Raw genomic sequence first — 19,092 nt, forward strand, 5'->3', positions numbered from 1 at the left:
CGCATCGGTTTGCCGAGCGAGCGCTCAATTGGGTGCTCACTCGACGAACGAGTACTCGCTCGGCGGAGGAGCCGGATCAGGCGGGGAGGATGCGCACGCGCTCGGGGTCCACGGAGAGGGCGACCCGTGCACCCGCCGACAGACCGCGCGCTGCGAGCTCGTCGAGTGAGACGTCAACCGCGATCCCGCCTGTCGCGGTGTGCACACGCGCGCCCGCGATCGTGGGTTCGACGCGCACCACGCGGGTCGACCACGACCCGGGCTCACCGTCGCCCACGATGTGCACGTCCCCGGGTCGGAAGATCGCGGCCCCGACCGGCGCCCCATGAAGGTCGCCGCGCCCCGCGATCCGCACCCCGTCCACCACGACTCCGCCGGATGCGGGGGTGCCGACCACCCGATTGAGTCCGGCCAGCGAGGCGACGAACGCCGTCGCCGGCGCGCCGAGCACGTCACGCACCGCACCCTCCTGGGTGAGCCGGCCCGCCTCGATGACCGCGACGCGATCAGCGAAGGCGACCGCATCCACGGCGTCGTGCGTCACCAGCACGCACGTGCGCCCCGCGAGGTGCTCCGACAGGAGGGCACGGATGCCGTCGGCCGTCACCGGATCGAGCGAGGTCAGCGGCTCGTCGAGCAGCACGAGCCGAGGGGATGCGGCGAGCGCACGCGCGATCGCGACCCGCTGCTGCTGCCCGCCGGACAGGTCAGCGGGCCGCCTTTCTCCCGCATCCGCCAGCCCCACTCGCACCAGCCACTCCTCCGCCAGCGACCGCGCGACGCGAGCGGGTGTGCCGGCTGCGCGGGGCCCGAACGCCACGTTCTCACGCGCGCTCAGGTGCGGGAAAAGGTGGGGATCCTGCCCGAGCAGCACGGTTCCCCGCCGCGCGGCGGCGAGCTGGAAGCGCGGAGTCGAGACCTCGTCCGCATCGAGGACGATCCGCCCGCCGCTCAGCGGCACGAGACCGGCGACCGCATCCAGCAGCGTGGACTTGCCGGCACCGCTCGGACCCATGATCGCCACCGTCTCGCCCGGCGCGACAGACAGCGCGACGTCCAGGTCGAACCCCGGCCGCGAGACGTGGATGCGGGCCTGCACCGCGGTCACCGCACGGCCCCCGGTCGCCAGGCCCGGACGAGAAGCAGAACGAGAACCGCGGTGGCCAGCAGCAACAGCGAGAGCGCGACGGCGGTGTTCTGAGACACACCGGCCCCGTTGAACGCCGTGTAGATCGCCAGCGGCATGGTCTGGGTCACTCCCGGGGCATTGCCGGCGAACAGCGCCGTCGCGCCGAACTCGCCGATCGCCCGCGCGAAGCACAGCACGATGCCGGCGACGAGCCCGGGAGCGGCGAGCGGAAGGGTGACGCGGCGCAGCACCGTCCACCGACCGGCGCCCAGGGACGCGGCGGCGCGTTCGTAGCCCGTTCCGATGGCGCGCAACGACCCCTCCACCGCGAGCACGAGGAATGGCAGCGCGACGAAGACCTGCGCCATGACGACAGCCGCAGTCGTGAACGGCACCCGCACCCCGATCGCGCCGAGGGCGTCGCCGAGCGCCCCGTTGCGCCCGAAGAGGTACAGCAGCGCGACACCACCGACCATCGGCGGCAGCACGAGGGGTACCGTCACGAGGGCGCGCAGCACGGCGGCGACGCGGGGCGTCGCGCGGGCGATCAGCAGCGCGAGCGGAACGCCGACGACGACGCAGACGGTTGTGGCGAGAGCCCCCGTGCCCAGCGACAGCGTGAGCGCGCTCAGCGCGGAGGGGGACGTGATGTCGGACGCGAAGCTCGACCACTCCACGCGGGCGACGAGTGCGAGCAGCGGCAGCAGCAGGAACGCGAGCCCTATCGTCGCGGGGATCGCGAGGGAACGCGGCAGGTGGCCGCGCGGGGTGCCGCTCACGGTGCGCCGAAGCCGTGCGAAGCGAGGATCTGCTGGCCGTGCTCACCGCGTACGTAGGCCACGAAGGCCGCGGCGGCGGCCGCATCCGGCGCATCCTTCAGCGCGACGATCGGGTACCGGTTGACGACGGCTTCCGCTCCCTCGGGCGTGAGCGACTCCACGTCGTCACGGCCCTTCACGTCGGTCGCGTAGACCAGGCCTGCGTCGGCCTCGCCGGCGGCGACCTTCGTCAGCACCGCGGTCACGTTCTGCTCCTGGCTGACCGGGGTGACGGTGATCCCCGCCGCGCTCAGCAGTTTCTGGGATGCGGCGCCGCACGGCACCTCCGGAGCGCACAGGACGACGGTCGCGCCGGGCTTCGCGAGATCTGCAAGCGAATCGATGCCGGCAGGGTTGCCCTCCGGCACCGCGATCACGAGCGTGTTGGTGGCGAACACCTGCGGACCTTCGGCGAGCCCCGCATCCACCACCTTGTCCATGTTGTTCTCGTCCGCCGAGGCGAACACGTCAACGGGCGCGCCGCCGATGATCTGTGTCGCGAGGGTCGAGGAGCCGTCGTACGAGATGGGCTGGATCTGCACGCCCGGGTACTCCGCCTCGAAGCTCTGAGCGATCTCGTCGAACGCGGAGCTCAGGGATGCGGCTGCGGAGATCGTGAGCGTTCCGGTCACCTCGGACGCGCCCGTTGAGCTGGATCCGGGCGCCGGGGTCGCTCCGGAGCACCCGGCGAGCAGGAGGGCACCGGCGGCGGCGAAGCCGATGAGCGAGAAGCGGCGAGCGGGCATGTCAGTCCTTCGGGGTCTCGACGATGACGGTCGTCGCCTTGACGACGGCGACGGCGAGAGACCCGGGCTCGAGTGCGAGGTCTCTCGCGGATTCGGCCGTCATGAGCGAGACGACGCGGTGCGGGCCTGCCTGGATGTCAACCTGGGCCATCACCCCGTCGATCTGCACCCGGTTGACGAGACCCACGAAACGGTTGCGAGCACTCGAGAGCACGTCGCTCGGATCCTCGGATGCGGCCGCCAGTTCGCTCGCGCGCACGGCGAGCGCGGCGCCGGGGATCTCGACCGGGGTGGCATCGGTCGTCGGCAGGATGCCCTGGTCGATCCATCGCCGGATCGTGTCGTCGCTGACGCCGAGCAGCCGAGCCGCGTGAGACACCTTGAAGGAGTGCATACATCCGACAATAGCCGCATACGCGGTCCACCGGCCTGGATTCTGCCGCATCCGCGGATCACCCGGCCCGCCCGATGCCGCGGAAGCCTCTCGGATCGGAAGCGACGCGAATATCCTGAGCACATGCCCGACGAGTCGGTGATCCTCCCCTCCCCGTGGGGCGACTTCTCGCGGGATTCCGTGACGTCGATCGACGGCGAGGCCAGGGTCTTCCAGCGGTTCTCGGTCGCCGGTGACCCCCACCTCACGCTCGAGACCGGCGACGCGAGGATCGCTACGGGGCTTCTGAGCCGCCTCGAGGCGTTCCTGTCGCGTCGCGCGCAGTGGGACCGGACAGCAACCGACGCGGTGGTCCTCGAGTTCAGTTCCGAGGCCCCGACGCAGGACGAACTCGACGAGGCGGCCGACGACCTCGAAGCCGAGCAGATCGTGATCTTCCCCGACGGCGCCGTCGCGGTTCACTTCACCGACACGTGCGGTCGACACTTCCTGGACGGATACTGGCCCGCCGTTCATTTCGGCGCCGACGACGCCGTCATGAAGGTGACCGTCGAGTCCTGAGGATGCGGATTCGCGCATAACCCCGGTGTTCGCCGGATCCGATGCCCGCCGCCCACGGATACCCTGGGGGCATGCCCCTGCCCGCGCTCGTCGAGCCGGTTGCCGCGCTGTCGGACTCCGAGCGCGCGCGCACCGCGCGCCATGCCGTTCTCGCCGGGTTCGGTGAACTCGGCCAACGCCGTCTCGCGGCCGGACGCGTCGCCGTCATCGGCGTCGGGGGGCTCGGCTCTCCGGTCGTGCTCGCACTGGCCGCCGCCGGCGTGGGCGAGCTCGTCGTCATCGACGACGACGAGGTCGAACTCACCAACCTGCAGCGTCAGGTGCTCCACCGCGTCAAGGATGTCGGTGCCCCCAAGATCGACAGCGCCCGTCGCGCCGCCGCGGACCTGGGCTCGGCGACGGTCGTCACCGGCATCCGTGCGCGCATCGACGACACCAACGCCGACGACCTCCTCGCGACCGCCCACCTGGTCATCGACGGCAGCGACACCTTCGCCACCCGTGCGGCCGTCGCCGCCGCGTGCGAACGCCGCGGCATCCCGCTCGTGTGGGGAACCGTGCAAGAGTTCGCGGGCCAGGTGACCGTCTTCTGGTCGGCACCGCCGAACGACGTCGCCCCTGTCGTGCTGGCAGATCTGTACCCGCCGGAGACGGTGGGCGAAGTCCCGTCCTGTTCCCAGGTGGGCGTCCTCGGGGCCCTGTGCGTGCAGGTCGGCGGAGCGCTCGCGATCGAGGCTGTCAAGCTCATCACCGGCATCGGCGAGCCGTTGCTGGGCCGCATCCTTCTCATCGACGCCCTCACCGCCCGCGTGCGCGAGCTCCCCCTGCGCCCGAGCGCACAGAGCCCGACGCCGGCACCCGATCCGCTCCCGGAGATCCCCGAGATCGACACGGTTGAGTTCGACGCGCGCCGGGCCGCCGGCCTCGCGGTGCTGGATGTGCGCGAGCCGGAAGAGACAGAACTGGGAACCGTTCCCGGCGCTCGACTCGTGCCGTTGGCCGCGGTCCTGGAGAATCCCGCTGCGCTCGGCGCCGGGCCCTATGCGGTGGTCTGCAAGGCCGGGATGCGGGCGCACCGCGCCGCCCGCGCCCTCGCGGCAGCGGGAGCCGACGTGGTGGTGCTGGCGGGCGGCATGGATGCGTGGACCGGAGGGCGCGCATGAGCATCCGCACCGTCGAGGAACAGCTCGCTCTCGTGCTCGCCGAGGTGGCGACGCTACCCTCCGAACGGGTCGCGACCGCGGCCGCGGCTGGTCGCACGACCGCCGCCCCGGTGCGCGCCGGCGTCGACATCCCGGTGTTCGAGAACTCCGCGATGGACGGTTTCGCGGTGCGCTTCGCCGACGTCCGTGCCGCCACGGATGCCGCACCGAGCCGGTTGCGCGTCGTCGCCGACCTTCCTGCCGGCACAGCCTTCGACCCCGATCTGGGTCCCGGCGAAGCCGCGCGCATCATGACCGGCTCTCCCGTGCCCACCGCTGCCGACACGGTCGTGCCGTTCGAGCACACCGAGGGCGGACTCGACGATTCGCTGGACGAGATCGCCGTGCTCGTTCCTCCGCCGGCACCCGGCGCTCACGTGAGACGACGCGCCTCCGACCTCTCGGCCGGGGATGTGGTGATCGATGCCGGCGTGCTGCTGGGTCCGCTGCAGATCGCGGCGGCCGCGGCGGCGGGGGTCGGCGAGCTCGAGGTGACGCGAGTCCCCCGCGTCGCCGTGATCTCGACCGGTGACGAGCTCGTGGCTCCCGGGCTTCCGCTTCGACGCGGACAGATCCCCGAGTCGAACAGCATCCTGCTGGCCGGCCTCGCCGCAGCCGCGGGCGCCGATGTCGTCCTCCGCGCAAGCGTCGACGACACGGACGCGTCGCTGCTCGCGGTGCTTCGCGACGCGCAGGATGCCGGCGCGGACGTCGTGATCACCTCCGGCGGCGTCAGCGCGGGCGCGTACGAGGTCGTCAAGAACGCCCTGAGCGGCGATATCGCCTTCCCGAAGGTCGCGATGCAGCCCGGTAAGCCGCAGGGTTTCGGACGCCTCGCCGCAGGTCCTCTCCTGTTCGCGCTGCCGGGCAACCCCGTCTCGTCCGCCGTGTCGTTCGAGGTGTTCGTGCGCCCGGCTCTGATGCGGATGCTGGGGCGCGCGGCACTGCACCGCGACGTGATCCGCCTGCCCGCGACCACCGGATGGCGCACACCGCCCGGCCGGCGTCAGTACCTGCCCGCCTCGATCGACCGCTCCGATGCCACCGGCTGGCGCGTGGGACCCGCGACCGCGGGCGGCTCCGGCTCGCACCTCGCGGGCGGTCTCGCACGCGCCGAGGCATACGCGGTGGTGCCCGCGGAGGTCGAGGAGGTCCGCGAGGGCGATCTCGTCGATGTCATGCTGATCTCATGAGCTTCACCCACCTGGATGCGGCGGGCCACGCCCGCATGGTCGACGTCACCGCCAAGCAGCCGACCGTCCGTTCGGCGACGGCCCGCGGCTTCGTGCGCACCTCCGCCGGCATCGTCGCGGCGCTGCGCGATGGCGCGGTCCCCAAGGGCGATGTGCTGGCCGTCGCCCGCATCGCCGGCATCCAGGCGGCGAAGCGCACTCCCGACCTGCTGCCGCTCGCGCACGTGATCGGCGTGCACGGCGCCGTCGTCGACCTGCTGGTCGTGGACGACGGCGTCGAGATCGAGGCGACCGTGCGGACGGCCGATCGCACCGGCGTGGAGATGGAAGCACTCACGGCGGTGAGCGTGGCCGCACTGACCGTGATCGACATGGTCAAGGCGATCGACAAGTCCCCCTCGATCGAGAATGTGCGGATCGTCCGCAAGGAGGGCGGCAAGTCCGGCACCTGGCAGCGTCCGGGCGAGGCATGACTGACGTACAGGCGATCATCCTGACCGGCGGCCGCGCGTCCCGTCTCGATGGCATCCCCAAGGCGCTCGTGCGCCTGGAAGGCGCCACTCTGCTGGAGCGGGCGGTCGATGCCGCCCGCACCGCAGGAGCTGCGCCCGTGATCATCGCCGGGCCCGAGGTGGCTCCTGCCCCCGACGAGGTGCGATGGGTGCGGGAGACCCCTGCCTACACCGGGCCGGCGGCAGCGCTGCACGCCGCGATGTCGCTCGCCTCGGCCGATGCGCCCTGGACACTCGTGCTGGCGGTGGATCTCGTTCGCCCCGCCGAGGCGGTCGCCCGCCTGATGGCGGATCGAGAACTGCTGCCCGCCGACACCGACGGCGTCTGTCTCGGCGATGCCTCCTCCCGTCCGCAATGGCTCACGGGGCTCTACCGCACCGCCGCGCTCGCACGCGGAACCGCATCCCTTGCCGAAGAAGGCAGGGACCAACCGGTTCGTCAGATCATGGCAGAGCTCGCGATCGCTGTCGTGCGCGCGCCGGACGAGGTCGTGGCCGACATCGACACGTGGCAGGATCTGCAGGATGCGGGCGCTGTCGCGCCCAGCATCGAGAAGGAGGAGGACCGATGAGCGAGCACCTTCCGCCGGAGGCTCTGGACGAGTGGGCGGCGCAGATCGCCGAGCGTCTGGGGCTCACGCCCGAGGACCTACCGATCCCGGCCGTGCTGGATCTGGCGGGCGTGGTCGCGCGCGGCGTCGCGCGTCCCGCAGCGCCCGTGAGCACTTTCGCGGCGGGGCTGGCGGCCGGACGTGCCGGCGGCTCGGCAGAGGACGTGCGGCGGGCCATCGCCGAGATCGCCGACCTCGTGAACGAACGCGAGGCCTGATGGCGCACGTGCGCTACTTCGCCGCTGCCGAGGAGCTCGCCGGGCGCGCCGAGGAACACCGCACGGAGGCGACGGTCGGAGACCTCCGTCGTGCTCTCGCCGAGGAACGCCCGGGACTCGGCGGCATCCTGCCGCGCTGCGCCGTGCTGGTCGCCGGGGCGCGACGTGACGACGATGCGCCACTGGATGCCGACACCGTCGTCGACGTGCTCCCGCCCTTCGCCGGCGGCTGAGCTCAGCCGCCCAGGCCTTTCCAGGCCGTCGTCCCGTCGGACTCGACCTGGCGCTTCCACACCGGCAGCTCTCGTTTGATCTGCTCGATCACCTCGCGGCATACCGTGAAGGCCGCGTCCCGGTGTCCGGAGGCGACGGCGATGACGACCGCGGCGTCGCCGACCTCCAGCCGGCCGATGCGGTGGCTGACGGCGACGAGCGCACCGGTGTCACCGATGGCCTGCTCGGCGATCCGACGCAGGAACTGCTCCGCATCCGGGTGGGCCGAATACTCGAGGGCCACGACCGCGGTGCGCGCGTCGGGGTCGTTATCGCGCACACGACCCACGAACGTGGTGAGCGCGCCGGATGCGGCGTCGTCCACGGCGGCGAGGTGCGCGTCGAGATCGAGGGGCTCGACGCTCACGCGTGCGATGACGACGGGCATCAGTGATCTCCTCCGGCGAGCTGGTCGATGACGTGGTCGGCGACGGCGAGGATCAGCGGCATGCCCTCCGCGACCGCCGCAGGCTTGCCCGGCAGATTGACGATGAACGCGCCACGCGCGGTTCCGGCCAGACCACGGGTGAGCAGCGCCGCAGGCTTGCTCTCGCCCCCGCGCCGACGCAGCTCCTCCGCGATGCCCGGCAGCTCCCGCTCGATCACGCGTGCGCTCGCCTCGGGGGTCTGATCCCGAGGCGACACACCGGTGCCCCCCGAGGTGACGATGAGCTGCGCTCCCTCGGCGAGAGCCGCGCGCAGTGCGCTCTCGACGCTGTCGACGCCGTCCGCGACGACACGAGCCGGCGCGCACTCCCACCCCGCGGCGCGCAGTTGCGCGACCGCGACGGGTCCGGATGCGTCCTCGCGCTCGCCGGCGGCGGACCGATCAGACACGGTGATGACGGCGGCCAGACGCATACCGGTCAGCCTACGACGCGTCTCAGAGCTCGCGCGCCTCGGCGGCCGCGATGATGTGCTCGGCCATGCCGCGGAAGACGAAGCCGTGGAACGGCAGGACCGCGAGCCAGTACAGGCGGCCGCTGAGCCCGCGCGGGAAGAACACCGCCCGCTGGTCGTAGCGCGATCCGGTGCCCTCGGGCGTCACCGACAGTTCGAGCCACGCGAGCCCCGGCACCTTCATCTCGGCGCGCAGCCGCAGCATCCGCCCGGGATCGACGGCCTCCACGCGCCAGAAGTCGATCGCGTCCCCGACGGCGACGCGAGTGCGGCTGCGCCGGCCGCGGCGCAGGCCGACGCCTCCGACGGCACGGTCCATCCATCCGCGCACGGCCCAGAGGATCGGCGTGGAGTACCAGCCGTTCTCACCGCCGATGCCCGCCACGACGCTCCAGAGATCCTCGGGGGATGCGGTGGTCACGGCGCTGCGCGCGTCGGTGTAGACCGTGCGCCCCGCCCACTCCGGGTCGCTCGGCAGCGGATCGCTGGGGACACCCGAGACTTCGGCGTCCTGCCAGCTCGTCTCGATGTCGTCGGCGTCCACGCGCCCCAGCGCGAGCTGCACGGCCCGCCGGTAGGACGTGAGTCCACCCTCGGGCGGCGGGATGACCTCGTCGATCGCGCGGTCCTTGATGACGCACTCGTTCTGCAGGGAGGCGATGAGGGGGCGGGCGATCGAGCGGGGCACCGGCGTCACGACGTTCACCCAGTGCGAGGCCAACCCCGGTGTCAGCACCGGCAAGGGCGCGATGGGGCGTTGCGGCAGGCCCGCCTCCACCGCGTAGCCGTTCATCATCTGGCCGTAACGGGGCGCGTCGGGTCCGCCGATGTCGAGCGCGCGGTTGACGTCGGGCGCGAGACGGGCCGCCCCCAGCAGGTAGTACAGGACGTCGCGCACCGCGATCGGCTGCACACGGTTGCGCACCCACTTGGGCGCCGGCATGTACGGCAGCACCTCGGTGAGATGGCGGATCATCTCGAAGGATGCGGAACCCGAGCCGATGACGATGCCCGCCTGGAGCACGGCGGTCGGGACCGGGCTGTCGAGGAACACCTCGCCCACCGCGACCCGGCTCGCGAGGTGCGGCGACAGCGGCACGCCCTCGGGGTGCAGCGCCCCCAGGTACACGAGACGCGAGACGGATGCGGCGGCGGCCGCATCCGCGACCGTCCGCGCGGCGGCGAGGTCGGTGTCTTCGAACCCCTTGCCCTGCCCCATCGAGTGCACGAGGTAGTACACGACATCGACCCCGTCGCAGGCTTCGCCCATGGCTTCGGGGTCGGTGACGGAGCCCTCGACGATCTCCACGTCGCTCCCCCACGACAGGGCTCGCACGCGCTCGCCGTCACGGGAGAGCACGCGCACCCGGTAGCCCGCCGCCAGCAGGCGCGGGGTGAGCCGCCCGCCGATGTACCCGGTCGCACCCAGCACCAACACGAGCGGCGTCGTGCCGTCCTCGCGGTTCGGCGCGCGCAGGGCGGGCTCGTGCCCGGTGGGCGAGGAGAGCGTCGTCATGCTGCGAGGGTAGGCCTACTCACCCCGGGCGCGACCGGCTCTTGACAGGCCCAGCGCAGAAGGCGCCTGGGCGGCATACTGGGGGCATGGCTCGCCGGGTGGACAGTTTCCGTGGTCTTGCTCAGGCCAGCAGGCTCCGGGTGCTCGGTGTCGTGCTGGAGGAGCCCGGTCTCGCCCTCGCCGACATCGCCGAACGCACCGGCCTGCACGAGAACACCCTGCGCGATCACGTGCGAGTTCTCGAGGACCAGGGCTTCCTCGACTCCGAGCTGGAGCATCGCGGCACCCGCGGACGCCCTCGCCGGCTGTACCGGGTCGTGAGCCCCGAGACCTCGCATCCGCTCGCGCAGCGGCGGATCGAGATCGCGAAGCAGCACGGCGATCTGCTGCGGCGGATGGTAGGCGATGAAAGCGCGCTCGACGAAGAGAGCCTGCACCAGCTGGACGCCCTGTACGAGCATCTCGACGATGTCGGGCTGACCCCGGACCTGGACGAGCAGGAGCTCACCGTCACCCTCGTTCCGTGCCCCTTCCATGAACTCGTGGATGAGAATCGCGAGGTCGTGTGCCAGGTACACGAAGCCCTCATCCGCAACGTGCTCGAGCGGGCCGGCGGGCCGATCGGCCTCGATCGGCTCTTGCCGTACACCACGACGCACACCTGTCGCGTCGTGCTCTCGCACGGTCGGGGCTGCGACGGCGCACCGGAGTAATTTCCACGGTGAACGCCTTCGACATCGGTTGAGGACACGGTCATCCTGAAGCAGTCGAGCATGAATCGCCGCGCTCCAGGAGGCCACGATGACGACGGCTACGGGACGATCCCTCGCGAAGGATCTGTCGAACTGGGATCCTGAGAATCCCGCCACGTGGGACCCCAAGCGCGCGTGGATCACGCTCACCATCACGACCTACACGATGTTCGTGAGCTTTGCCACGTGGTACGTCGTCAGCGCCGTCGCCCCGCGCTTGAACGACATCGGCTTCGCCCTCGATGCGACGCAGCTGTACTGGCTGGTCGCGATCCCGGGGTTGTCCGCGGGCCTTCTGCGGATGGTGTTCATGTTCCTGCCGCCCGTCCTGGGATCGCGCACTCTCGTGACGCTCTCGGCCCTGCTGCTGCTCATCCCCCTGCTCGGGTGGACCTTCGTCGTGCGCGACAACACGACACCCTTCCCGATCCTGCTCGCCCTCGCGTTCGCGGCGGGCATCGGCGGCGGAACGTTCTCGGGGTTCATGCCCTCCACGAGCTACTACTTCCCCAAGCGGCTGTCGGGAACGGCGCTGGGTCTGCAGGCGGGCCTCGGCAACTTCGGGATCTCGTTCATCCAGCTGCTGACCCCGTGGATCGTGGGCTTCGGTCTCTTCGGCACCGCAGCGCTCGCCCCCGAGATCGACAACTCGGGGGAGCTCGTCTGGCTGCACAACGGCGGACTCGTCCTCGTGCCGTGGGTACTGGCCGCCGCGGCGGCCGCGTTCATCTACATCCGTCGCGTTCCCATCACCGCGAACTTCCGCGAACAGATGGACATCTTCCGTCTCAAGCACACTTGGATCCAGACGACGCTCTACGTCATGGGATTCGGGCTGTTCTCCGGGCTGAGCGCCCAGACCGGACTCATGATCAACCAGTTGTTCGGCTCGTTCCCCGACGCTCCGAACCCGCTGGCCGTGATCTTCATCGGCCCGGCGCTGGGAGCGCTCGTGCGCGCCGCGAGCGGCCCGCTGTGCGACCGGTTCGGCGGGGGGATCTTCACCCTCATCGGCGGAATCGGGATGTTGGCCGGATGCGTCGTCGTGCTGTTCTTCCTCGCTCCCACCTCCGCAGCGGACTTCGGCGGCTTCTTCACCGGCATCCTGCTGATCTTCTTCTTCTCCGGGCTCGTCAACGCCGGGACCTTCAAGCAGATGCCGACGATCTTCCCCAAGCGGCAGGCCGGTGGAGCGATCGGCTGGACAGCCTCGGTCGCCGCTTTCGGCCCGTTCTTCGTCGGCGTCCTGCTCTCCACGATCGGCGTCGTCGCCTTCTTCGCCTGGTCGGTGTTCCTGTGCACCGTGTGCATCGGCCTCACCTGGTACTACTACGTCCGCCCTGGCGCCGAAGCCAAGAGCTGACTCGATCCCCCATCCGAAAGAAGCCCCACCATGACTCCCTCCACCCGGAGCATCCACCCCGCCACCGACGGCCCGCTCGCGGACTCGCTCCTCGAGATGGGCCGGTTCCTGCGCCGCGGCGAGGTCTCGCACGACCTGCGCTCGCTCTTTCTCGAGGGCGGCCGCGCGGGGGACGTGTTCTACCGCGATCGGTGGGCGCACGACAAGGTGGTGCGCTCCACGCACGGCGTGAACTGCACCGGATCCTGCTCGTGGAAGGTGTACGTCAAGGACGGCATCATCACGTGGGAGACCCAGCAGACGGACTACCCGTCGGTGGGCCCGGACTCCCCCGAGTACGAGCCGCGCGGGTGCCCCCGCGGCGCGGCGTTCAGCTGGTACACCTACTCGCCCACGCGAGTGCGCTACCCCTACATCCGGGACGCCCTCGCCGGCCTCTACCGTGAGGCGAAGCTCATGCACCCCGACCCGGTCGACGCATGGGCCTCGATCGTCGAGGACGAGGAGAAGTCCCGCGCCTACAAGAGTGTGCGCGGCAAGGGCGGGCTCGTGCGCACCACGTGGGACGAAGCGATGGAGATCGCGGCTGCCGCGCACGTCTACACGGTGAAGCGCTACGGCCCCGACCGTGTCGCGGGCTTCTCCCCCATCCCGGCGATGTCGATGGTCTCGCACGGCGCGGGAGCCCGGTTCTTGAACCTGCTCGGCGGCACGATCCTCTCCTTCTACGACTGGTACGCCGACCTCCCTGTCGCGAGCCCGCAGGTGTTCGGCGATCAGACGGACGTCCCCGAGTCGGCCGACTGGTGGAACGCCGGCTATCTGATGATGTGGGGCTCGAACGTACCCGTCACGCGCACCCCCGACGCCCACTTCATGGCCGAGGCCCGCTATCGCGGGCAGAAGGTCGTGACGGTCTCCCCCGACTACACCGACAACACGAAGTTCGCCGACGAGTGGGTCGCGCCGCATCCCGGGACGGATGCGGCATTGGCGATGGCCATGGGTCACGTCATCCTCACGGAGTTCTTCGTGCAGCGCCGCACGGAGCGCTTCGAGGACTACATGCGCCGCTTCAGCGACGCGCCCTACCTCGTCGCGCTCGAGGAGCACGAGGCGGGGCTCGTGCCCGGGAAGTTCGTCACGGCGAGCGATCTGGGAGGCGCCGCCGCCGACACTCCGCGTGCGGACTTCAAGACCGTCGTGCTCGACCAGCACGGTCAGCCCGTGGTGCCGAACGGGTCGCTCGGGCACCGCTTCACCGCCGAGGACGAGGGACGCTGGAATCTCGACCTCGGCGATGTGGTGCCGCCCCTCTCGCTCGCGGACCTGCCCGATACGACGGAGTCCGCCGAGATCGTGCTGCCCCGCTTCGACATCACGCCCGAAGGCGGTAAGGAGCACGCGGGCGGAGCCGGCACCATCCGACGCGGCGTTCCGGTGCGCCGCGTCGCCGGACGACTGGTCACGACGGTGTTCGACCTGCTGCTCGCGCAGTACGGTGTCGCGCGCGAGGGTCTGCCGGGCCAGTGGCCCACCGGCTACGACGACGCCTCGAGCCCCGGCACCCCCGCTTGGCAGGAGGAGCTCACCAACGTGCCGGCGCAGCAGGCCGCGCGCATCGGTCGCGAGTTCGCCGACAACGCGGAACGCAGCGGCGGGCGCTCGATGATCCTGATGGGCGCCGGCACCAACCACTGGTTCCACTCCGACACCATCTACCGCACCTTCCTCGCCCTGACGACCATGACCGGATGCCAGGGCGTCAACGGCGGCGGATGGGCGCACTACGTCGGACAGGAGAAAGTGCGGCCCATCACCGGGTACTCGCAGTACGCGACGGCCGCCGATTGGGGCCGCCCGCCGCGCCAGAACATCGGCACGGCGTTCTGGTACCTCGCCAGCGACCAGTGGCGTTACGACGGCCTGCCTGCATCCGCACTCGCGTCGCCGTTGGCGCGCGGACAGTTCGAGGATCGCACCACGGCGGACTGCCTCGTCGAGTCGGTCAAGCGCGGCTGGATGCCGGCCTACCCCACCTTCTCGCGCAACCCGCTCGAGCTGTGCGACGAAGCGGATGCGGCGGGCAAGGACCCCGCACAGCACGTGGTGGACGAGCTCACCGACGGATCGCTGCACTACGCGGTCGAGGATCCCGATGCGCCGGAGAACTTCCCCCGCGTGATCTCGATCTGGCGGGCGAACGTGCTCGGATCCTCCGGCAAGGGCAATGAGTACTTCCTCAAGCACCTGCTCGGCACCGACTCCGCCGTGCGCGCGCCCGAATCGCCCGAGGGCTCACGCCCGCGCGACATGGTGTGGCACGAGAAGGCGCCGGAGGGCAAGCTCGATCTGCTGATGACGGCGGATTTCCGCATGACGTCGACCACGCTGTTCAGCGACCTGGTGCTGCCGGCGGCCACCTGGTACGAGAAGTACGACCTGTCCTCGACCGACATGCATCCGTTCGTGCACGCCTTCACGCCCGCGATCACTCCGCCGTGGCAGACGCGCACCGACTTCGATCTGTTCGGCGCGCTGGCCGAGAAGTTCAGCGAGTACGCCCGCAATCATCTCGGGGTGCGTCGCGACCTCGTGGCCGCGCCACTGCAGCACGATTCCGCCGACGTCATGGCGACCCCGCACGGGATCGTCCCCGAGGACGCACCGTTGGTGCCGGGCGTCACGATGCCGAAGCTGATCGTCGTCGAACGCGACTACCCCAACCTCTACGAACGGTGGAAGAGTCTCGGGCCGCTCACCGCGAAGCTCGGCATGACGACGAAGGCGATCACGTATCGACCGGATGCGGAGATCGAGCAGCTCGCGCACAAGAACGGCACCGTCCAGACCGGCCCCTATGCCGGCAGCGTGCGACTCGACACCGATAAGCGCGCCTGCGAGATGATCCTCGCGTTCTCGGGAACCACCAACGGCCGCCTGGCGGTGCAGGGGTTCCGCGAGCTCGAGAAGCGCACCGGGCAGCGCATCGCGCAGCTCGCCGAAGACCACGAGGGCTCGCACATCACCTTCCAGGACGTGCAGGTGCAGCCGCGCAGCGTCATCACCTCCCCTGAATGGTCGGGTTCGGAGCACGGCGGGCGGCGCTACACAGCGTTCGCGATCAATGTCGAACATCTGAAGCCCTGGCACACCCTCACCGGGCGCCAGCACTTCTATCTCGATCATGACTGGATGAGCGAGCTCGGCGAGAACCTGCCGGTGTTCCGCCCCCCGTTGGACATGCACCGCCTCTTCGACTCGGAGAAGGTCGGCACGACCGCACGCACGGCCGGTGGACACACCGAGGTGACCGTGCGCTATCTCACGCCGCACTCGAAGTGGTCGATCCACTCCGAGTACCAGGACAACCTCTTCATGCTCTCGCTCAGCCGCGGCGGCCCCACGATCTGGATGAGCCCCCAGGACGCCGAGAAGGCGGGCATCCGCGACAACGAGTGGATCGAGTCGTACAACCGGAACGGCGTCGTCGTCGCCCGCGCGATCGTCTCGCACCGGATGCCGGAGGGGACGGTGTACATGTACCACGCGAAGGATCGCACGGTGGATGTGCCCATTGCCGAGACGAGCGGCCTGCGCGGCGGCATCCACAACTCCCTGACCCGCATCCTGCTCAAGCCCAGCCACCTCATCGGCGGTTACGCGCAGCTCGCGTGGGCCTTCAACTATCTCGGCCCCACGGGGAACCAGCGCGATGAGATCACCACGATCCGTCGCCGCAGCCAGGAGGTGCAGTACTGATGAAGGTCATGGCGCAGATGTCGATGATCATGAACCTCGACAAGTGCATCGGATGTCACACCTGCTCGGTGACCTGCAAGCAGGCGTGGACCAACCGCACCGGCGTGGAGTACGTCTGGTTCAACAACGTCGAGACCCGCCCGGGCGTCGGCTATCCCCGCAGCTACGAGGACCAGGAGAAGTGGGGCGGCGGCTGGGTCGTCAACAAGCGCGGCCGCCTGAAGCTGCGCAGCGGCGGCCGCCTGTCGAAGTTGGCTCGCATCTTCTCCAACCCGAAGCTGCCGGAGATCCACGATTACTACGAGCCGTGGACCTACGACTACGACATGCTGCTCAACGCCCCGCAGGGCGCGCAGGTTCCCGTCGCCCGCCCCAAGAGCCTGTTGACCGGCAAGGACATGAAGATCTCGTGGTCCGCGAACTGGGACGACGACCTCGGAGGCTCGCTCGAGACGATGCAGGACGACCCGATCCTGCAGAAGATGAGCGAGGAGGTGAAGGCCGAGTTCGAGAAGGCCTTCATGTTCTACCTCCCCCGCATCTGCGAACACTGCCTCAACCCCTCGTGCGTGGCATCGTGCCCGTCGGGCGCGATGTACAAGCGCGCAGAGGACGGCATCGTGCTGGTCGACCAGGATGCGTGCCGCGGATGGCGCATGTGCGTCTCGGGCTGCCCGTACAAGAAGGTCTACTTCAACCACCGCACCGGCAAGGCCGAAAAGTGCACGATGTGCTACCCGCGCATCGAGGTCGGTCTTCCCACCGTCTGCTCGGAGACATGCGTCGGACGCCTGCGCTACCTCGGGCTCGTGCTCTACGACGCCGACCGCGTGGCGGCGGCCGCCAGCGTGGCGGACGATCAGGCGCTGCTGGGCGCCCAGCGGGAGATCATCCTCGACCCGAACGATCCGGCCGTCATCGAGGCCGCCCGCCGCGAGGGCATCCCGGAGGATTGGATCGAGGCCGCGCAGCGCAGTCCGATCTGGAAGCTCATGCAGCACGAGGTCGCTCTTCCCCTGCACCCCGAGTACCGCACCATGCCCATGGTCTGGTACATCCCGCCGCTGTCGCCCGTCGTCGATGTGGTGACCGGGTCGGGCAACGACGGCGAGGACGCCCGGACGCTTTTCGCCGCCATCGACAAGCTCCGCATCCCGATCGGCTATCTCGCGGAGCTCTTCAGCGCGGGCGACCCGGGCCCGGTCGATCATGCGCTGCGCCGGTTGGCCGCCATGCGTTCGTACATGCGCGGCATCAATCTCGACGACGAGCGCGACGAACGCATCGCGCGCGCAGTCGGGATGACGGGGGCCGAGATCGAGGAGATGTACCGTCTTCTCGCGATCGCCAAGTACGAGGAGCGCTACGTCATCCCCTCCGCACACACGGAGCAGGCCCACGCCCTCGAGGAGATGGCGTGCTCACTGGACTTCGACGGGGGCCCGGGCATGGGCGGGGCAGGACCCTTCGGATCGTCCAGCGGGCCGAGCGTGCCGGTGGCGGTGGAGAACTTCCACATCCTCGCCGACCGGCAGAGCGCCGATCGCCCCTCGACGCCCGGCCGGGTCAACCTGCTGAACTGGGACGGCAACGGCGACGCCGACGGCCTGTTCCCGCCCAGCAACCTGGGACCGATCCGCACGACCGGCAAGCCGAAGGACAAGTCGTGAGCGGCCGGCGAGCCGCGGCGCGTGTGACTCCGCTGCGCGCACTGCCCGAGGAGCTTCCCTCGTTGCGGCTGGAGCCTGACGTCCGCGCCAGGGCGCACATGATCGCCTCGCTCCTGCTCGACTATCCCGACGAGCCCTGGTTCGAGCGCCTGCCCGCGTTGCGACACCACGCGGCCGCACTCCCGGTGCCTCTTGCCGACCCCCTCGCGCAGTTCCTGACGGCCGCAGCGGATGCGGGTGCGACCGAATGGCAGCGCCGCTACGTCACGACGTTCGATCTCAAACGCAAGTGCAGCCTGTACCTGAGCTACTACGCGACCGGCGATACTCGCCGCCGCGGGGTCGCCCTGGTCACCTTCCTCGAGGCGTACCGCGCCGCGGGGTGGGAGTTCGATGCCGACGACCTGCCGGACTACCTTCCGGCGGTCCTCGAGTTCTCCGCTCGTTCCGGCTCCGATATCGCCGATGCGCTGATCGCATCGCACCGCGAGGGGATCGAGGTGCTGCGCGCGGCGTTGGAGTCGATGGACAGCCCGTGGGCTCTCGTGGTGCGCACGATCACTCTCTCGCTCCCTGCCATCGACGACCGTACCCGCGAACGGTTCCAAGAGCTCGTGAACGAGGGACCGCCCACCGAGACGGTCGGGCTGAGCTTCCTCGGCAACCTTCCCGCTTTCACCCCCGTCTCCCAGTCAGGAGCCCTCTCGTGAACGCCCTTCAGATCATCCTGTGGGTCGCCGTCCCCTACGCGGCCATCGCCGTCTTCGTGGTCGGCCACCTGTGGCGCTATCGCTACGACAAGTTCGGCTGGACCACGAGGTCCAGCCAGACCTACGAGAACAAGCTGCTGCGGTGGGGCTCACCCATGTTCCACATCGGCATCCTCATGGTGATCGCGGGACACGTCGTCGGGCTGCTCGTGCCGCGGGAGTGGCTGTACGCCATCGGCATCTCGGAGGAGATCTACCACTTCGGCGCCACCGCTATGGGCACAGCCGCCGCCGTGCTCACCCTCGCCGGACTCGCGATCCTCATCTATCGCCGGCGCACGGTGGGCCCCGTGTTCCTCGCGACGACCGTGATGGACAAGGTCATGTACGTCTTCCTCGGCGCGACCCTCGGGTTCGGTACGCTCGCCACCGTCGTGTACCAGGTGTTCGGCGGTGGATTCCATTACCGCGAGACCATCTCGCCGTGGATCCGCAGCATCCTCTTCTTTCAGCCGCAGCCGCAGCTCATGGACCATGTGCCGCTCATGTTCCAGCTGCACATCCTCACCGCGTTCGCCCTGTTCGCGCTCTGGCCCTTCACCCGGCTCGTGCACGTGTTCTCCGCGCCGCTCGGATATCTCTTCCGCCCCTACGTGGTCTACCGGTCCCGAGACGCACATCGGGGCGCCCGCCCCGTCCGCCGCGGCTGGGACCCGGTGCGCACACCCGATCCCGAGCGCCTGCGCCGCCCCTGAGCCTGCC

20 protein-coding genes are annotated in these 19,092 nt (G+C 70.0%); 13 read left to right on the top strand and 7 right to left on the bottom strand.

Annotated features, from left to right (window positions below):
- Positions 1 to 76 precede the first annotated feature (76 nt).
- From PQV94_RS12010 to PQV94_RS12025, 4 genes are read right to left on the bottom strand one after another with little or no spacing between them, the layout of a single operon-like run.
- The gene (locus PQV94_RS12010; RefSeq protein ID WP_274286049.1) at positions 77 to 1,108 is read right to left on the bottom strand and encodes an ABC transporter ATP-binding protein; all 1,032 of its coding nucleotides are present in this window, start codon (positions 1,106 to 1,108) and stop codon (positions 77 to 79) included.
- Positions 1,105 to 1,908 (bottom strand): ABC transporter permease, encoded by an 804-nt coding sequence (locus PQV94_RS12015; RefSeq protein WP_274286050.1) that lies wholly within the window; start codon positions 1,906 to 1,908, stop codon positions 1,105 to 1,107. The genes PQV94_RS12010 and PQV94_RS12015 overlap by 4 nt, the downstream gene beginning before the upstream one ends.
- Positions 1,905 to 2,693 carry a molybdate ABC transporter substrate-binding protein gene (modA, locus tag PQV94_RS12020; RefSeq protein ID WP_274286051.1) on the bottom strand — a complete coding sequence of 263 codons (789 nt, stop codon included), beginning with the start codon at positions 2,691 to 2,693 and terminating at the stop codon, positions 1,905 to 1,907. Before modA ends, PQV94_RS12015 begins: the two co-directional genes overlap by 4 nt.
- A gap of 1 nt (position 2,694) precedes the next feature.
- Positions 2,695 to 3,087, bottom strand: a complete 393-nt coding sequence (locus tag PQV94_RS12025) for a TOBE domain-containing protein (RefSeq protein ID WP_274286052.1) — start codon at positions 3,085 to 3,087, stop codon at positions 2,695 to 2,697.
- Positions 3,088 to 3,210: 123 nt separating this feature from the next.
- Between PQV94_RS12025 and PQV94_RS12030 the strand changes: the two genes are divergently transcribed.
- The 7 genes from PQV94_RS12030 to PQV94_RS12060 all read left to right on the top strand — a co-directional run bounded on the left by PQV94_RS12030 (position 3,211) and on the right by PQV94_RS12060 (position 7,617).
- On the top strand, positions 3,211 to 3,648 hold the full coding sequence (locus PQV94_RS12030; RefSeq protein ID WP_274286053.1) for a hypothetical protein: 438 nt from the start codon (positions 3,211 to 3,213) through the stop codon (positions 3,646 to 3,648).
- Positions 3,649 to 3,719: 71 nt separating this feature from the next.
- Entirely contained in the window at positions 3,720 to 4,811 is a 1,092-nt protein-coding gene (locus PQV94_RS12035; RefSeq protein ID WP_274286054.1) for a ThiF family adenylyltransferase, read from the top strand.
- Positions 4,808 to 6,043 carry a molybdopterin molybdotransferase MoeA gene (locus tag PQV94_RS12040; protein ID WP_274286055.1) on the top strand — a complete coding sequence of 412 codons (1,236 nt, stop codon included), beginning with the start codon at positions 4,808 to 4,810 and terminating at the stop codon, positions 6,041 to 6,043. Before PQV94_RS12035 ends, PQV94_RS12040 begins: the two co-directional genes overlap by 4 nt.
- A complete protein-coding gene (gene moaC / locus PQV94_RS12045) occupies positions 6,040 to 6,516 on the top strand; it encodes a cyclic pyranopterin monophosphate synthase MoaC (RefSeq protein ID WP_243231645.1) in 477 nt (158 codons plus the stop codon). Before PQV94_RS12040 ends, moaC begins: the two co-directional genes overlap by 4 nt.
- Positions 6,513 to 7,127 (top strand): molybdenum cofactor guanylyltransferase, encoded by a 615-nt coding sequence (gene mobA, locus PQV94_RS12050; protein WP_274286056.1) that lies wholly within the window; start codon positions 6,513 to 6,515, stop codon positions 7,125 to 7,127. Before moaC ends, mobA begins: the two co-directional genes overlap by 4 nt.
- A complete protein-coding gene (locus PQV94_RS12055) occupies positions 7,124 to 7,384 on the top strand; it encodes a DUF6457 domain-containing protein (protein ID WP_274286057.1) in 261 nt (86 codons plus the stop codon). The genes mobA and PQV94_RS12055 overlap by 4 nt, the downstream gene beginning before the upstream one ends.
- Positions 7,384 to 7,617 (top strand): MoaD/ThiS family protein, encoded by a 234-nt coding sequence (locus tag PQV94_RS12060; protein WP_274286058.1) that lies wholly within the window; start codon positions 7,384 to 7,386, stop codon positions 7,615 to 7,617. Before PQV94_RS12055 ends, PQV94_RS12060 begins: the two co-directional genes overlap by 1 nt.
- A gap of 2 nt (positions 7,618 to 7,619) precedes the next feature.
- Here the strand turns inward: PQV94_RS12060 and PQV94_RS12065 are convergent, their stop codons facing one another.
- From PQV94_RS12065 to PQV94_RS12075, 3 genes are read right to left on the bottom strand one after another with little or no spacing between them, the layout of a single operon-like run.
- Positions 7,620 to 8,048: a molybdenum cofactor biosynthesis protein MoaE gene (locus tag PQV94_RS12065; protein WP_274288278.1), complete on the bottom strand. Its 429-nt coding sequence runs from the start codon at positions 8,046 to 8,048 to the stop codon at positions 7,620 to 7,622.
- Complete coding sequence (locus tag PQV94_RS12070) at positions 8,045 to 8,518, bottom strand: MogA/MoaB family molybdenum cofactor biosynthesis protein (RefSeq protein WP_274286059.1); 474 nt, start codon at positions 8,516 to 8,518, stop codon at positions 8,045 to 8,047. The genes PQV94_RS12065 and PQV94_RS12070 overlap by 4 nt, the downstream gene beginning before the upstream one ends.
- 22 nt (positions 8,519 to 8,540) lie before the next feature.
- Positions 8,541 to 10,073, bottom strand: coding sequence for an SDR family oxidoreductase (locus PQV94_RS12075; RefSeq protein ID WP_274286060.1), 1,533 nt, complete (start codon positions 10,071 to 10,073; stop codon positions 8,541 to 8,543).
- A gap of 86 nt (positions 10,074 to 10,159) precedes the next feature.
- Here PQV94_RS12075 and PQV94_RS12080 point away from each other — a divergent pair, with 86 nt between their 5' ends.
- From PQV94_RS12080 to narI, 6 genes are all read left to right on the top strand, one after another.
- Positions 10,160 to 10,786, top strand: a complete 627-nt coding sequence (locus tag PQV94_RS12080) for a helix-turn-helix domain-containing protein (protein WP_274286061.1) — start codon at positions 10,160 to 10,162, stop codon at positions 10,784 to 10,786.
- A gap of 88 nt (positions 10,787 to 10,874) precedes the next feature.
- Entirely contained in the window at positions 10,875 to 12,188 is a 1,314-nt protein-coding gene (locus tag PQV94_RS12085) for an MFS transporter (protein WP_274286062.1), read from the top strand.
- Between the two features lie 30 nt (positions 12,189 to 12,218).
- The gene (locus tag PQV94_RS12090; protein ID WP_274286063.1) at positions 12,219 to 15,950 is read left to right on the top strand and encodes a nitrate reductase subunit alpha; all 3,732 of its coding nucleotides are present in this window, start codon (positions 12,219 to 12,221) and stop codon (positions 15,948 to 15,950) included.
- Positions 15,950 to 17,620, top strand: a complete 1,671-nt coding sequence (gene narH / locus PQV94_RS12095; RefSeq protein ID WP_274286064.1) for a nitrate reductase subunit beta — start codon at positions 15,950 to 15,952, stop codon at positions 17,618 to 17,620. The genes PQV94_RS12090 and narH overlap by 1 nt, the downstream gene beginning before the upstream one ends.
- Positions 17,617 to 18,330, top strand: coding sequence for a nitrate reductase molybdenum cofactor assembly chaperone (gene narJ, locus PQV94_RS12100; protein ID WP_274286065.1), 714 nt, complete (start codon positions 17,617 to 17,619; stop codon positions 18,328 to 18,330). The genes narH and narJ overlap by 4 nt, the downstream gene beginning before the upstream one ends.
- Complete coding sequence (narI, locus tag PQV94_RS12105; RefSeq protein WP_274286066.1) at positions 18,327 to 19,085, top strand: respiratory nitrate reductase subunit gamma; 759 nt, start codon at positions 18,327 to 18,329, stop codon at positions 19,083 to 19,085. Before narJ ends, narI begins: the two co-directional genes overlap by 4 nt.
- Positions 19,086 to 19,092 lie beyond the last annotated feature (7 nt).

Source organism: Microbacterium sp. Clip185, assembly GCF_028743715.1.
Lineage (GTDB): Bacteria > Actinomycetota > Actinomycetes > Actinomycetales > Microbacteriaceae > Microbacterium.